The organism is Neisseria sp. P0021.S006 (genome assembly GCF_051956895.1).
Map to the genome: position 1 here is coordinate 1 of NZ_JBQCWZ010000157.1, position 2,198 is coordinate 2,198.

3 protein-coding genes and 1 pseudogene are annotated in these 2,198 nt (G+C 52.7%); all 4 read left to right on the plus strand.

The genetic code is table 11. From position 1 onward, the window contains the following. Positions 1-198 (plus strand): BamA/TamA family outer membrane protein (locus tag ACTHUM_RS11870; protein ID WP_440402955.1); only part of this gene is annotated, 198 nt, incomplete at its 5' end. Positions 199-309: 111 nt separating this feature from the next. Further along, positions 310-819, plus strand: coding sequence for an OmpH family outer membrane protein (locus tag ACTHUM_RS11875; RefSeq protein ID WP_440361252.1), 510 nt, complete (start codon positions 310-312; stop codon positions 817-819). A gap of 101 nt (positions 820-920) precedes the next feature. Continuing rightward, positions 921-1,961, plus strand: coding sequence for a UDP-3-O-(3-hydroxymyristoyl)glucosamine N-acyltransferase (gene lpxD / locus ACTHUM_RS11880; RefSeq protein ID WP_440361253.1), 1,041 nt, complete (start codon positions 921-923; stop codon positions 1,959-1,961). A 73-nt stretch (positions 1,962-2,034) separates the two neighbouring features. Further along, positions 2,035-2,198 (plus strand): annotated as a pseudogene (locus tag ACTHUM_RS11885) (3-hydroxyacyl-ACP dehydratase FabZ); the annotation flags it as partial.

Here is a 2,198-nt window from a genome sequence, read left to right on the forward strand (position 1 = left end):
GGCGCGCTCCAAAACGTGTATGGCGTAGGCACAACGCACAAATCGACATTCAAAAACGAATTGCGTTACTCTGCCGGTGCTGCCGTGACCTGGCTCTCTCCGCTGGGTCCGATGAAGTTCAGTTATGCTTATCCGATTAAGAAAAAAGAAGGCGACGAAATCCAACGCTTCCAATTTCAACTCGGTACGACATTCTGATGATGTTTAGGCCGTCTGAAACCGGGTTTGTCCGTTTCAGACGGCCTCATGGCAGATTGGCGGCAAGCTTATTGCAAACCGCCCGTTTGTTTTCAAGCAAGGATTTTTATCATGAGTAAAATAGCCGACACCCTCCGTGTCCTCGCCGTAGCCCTGCCGGGTTTCGTGCTGTTGCCGCAAGCGGCGGCGGATGGCGTGCAGAAAATCGGTTTTATCAATACCGAGCGCGTTTATCAGGAATCCAAGCAGGCGCAAAGCATTCAGATGACTTTGGAAAAAGAGTTCAAAAGCCGTCAAACCGCCTTGCAAAAGCTGCAGCAGGAAGGCGAGACTTTGGAGCAAAAACTGAGTAGCGACAAACTCAGCGACAGCCAAAGGGAAGCGGAGACCCAAAAATGGCGCAATCTGGTACAAAAATTCCGCAAACAGCAGACCGAGTTGGCTGAAGACTACAACTTGCGCCGCAATGAAGAATTCGCCGCGCTCCAGCAAAATGCCAACCGCGTTATCGTCGATTTAGCCAAACGCGAAGGTTATGACTTCATCTTGCAGGACGTGATTTACGTCAACGGCCGCTACGACATTACCGACAGCGTTATTAAAGCCCTAAATGCTCACTGACCCTGCTCGGCAGCGAATGTAACCATACAGACAAACCTAAGGCCGTCTGAAACCCAAACCGGCATCTTTCAGACGGCCTGACATCTTGACGGCAGATTATCATGACTTCACAAGCATACACCCTGTCCCAAATCGTTTCCCAACTCGGCGGCGAATGGAAAGGCGAAGACATCGCCATTACCGCCGTCCGCCCGTTGGACCAGGCTCAGGCGGAACACATCAGCTTTTTGGCCAATCCGAAATACAAAGCCGAAGTACACGACAGCCAGGCAGGCGCAGTGATTGTGTCGCCGAAAGCCGCAGACGAATTTGCAGGCCGCAACCTGATTGTGGCTGCCGACCCTTATCTTTATTTTGCCAAAGTGGCACGATTGTTCTCGCCGATTGTCAAAGCACAGGGCGGCGTACATCCGACTGCCGTTGTCGAGGCAAGCGCCAAAGTACCGGCAAGCTGCGAAATCGGCGCGAATGCCTATATCGGCGTGAATTCCGTATTAGGCGAAGGCTGCCGTATTTTGGCCAATGCCGTTGTCCAACACGATTGCACGTTGGGCGATGAAGTCGTGCTGCATTCCAACGCCGTCATCTATTACGGCTGCACTTTGGGCAACCGTGTCGAAATTCACAGCGGCGCAGTCATCGGTGCAGACGGTTTCGGCTTGGCCTTTGCCGGCGATTCATGGTTTAAAATTCCGCAAACCGGCGCAGTCACGCTGGGCGATGATGTGGAAATCGGTTCGAACACCAATATCGACCGCGGCGCAATGAGCGACACGACCGTCGGCAACGGCACCAAAATCGACAACCAAGTCCAAATCGGCCACAACTGCAAAATCGGTTCGCACACCGTTATCGCCGCCAAGACCGGTATTTCCGGCAGCGTCACCATCGGCAATTATTGCATTATCGGCGGCGGCGTCGGCACGGTCGGACACATCGAAATCGCCGATAAAACCACCATCGGCGGCGGTACATCCGTTACCCACAGCATTACCGAAAGCGGCCAGCATCTGGCCGGTATTTTCCCGATGTCGGGCTACAAAGACTGGGCACGCAATGCCGTTTATATCCACCGTTTGAGCGAAATGAACAAACGCCTCAAAACGCTGGAAAAACAGCTTGCCGACAGCGACGAAGCCTAAAGGCGGCGCAAACAGTCCGCGCCCCGCATCCGAATACGTTTAAACCCAATACAAACAAGGAAAGACGAACATCATGGACGTACAACTCCCGATCGAAGCCAAAGACATTCAAAAACTTATCCCACACCGTTATCCGTTTTTGCAACTCGACCGCATTACTGCGTTCGAACCGATGAAAACCCTGACTGCGATTAAAAACGTCACCATGAACGAGCCGCAGTTCCAAGGCCACTTTCC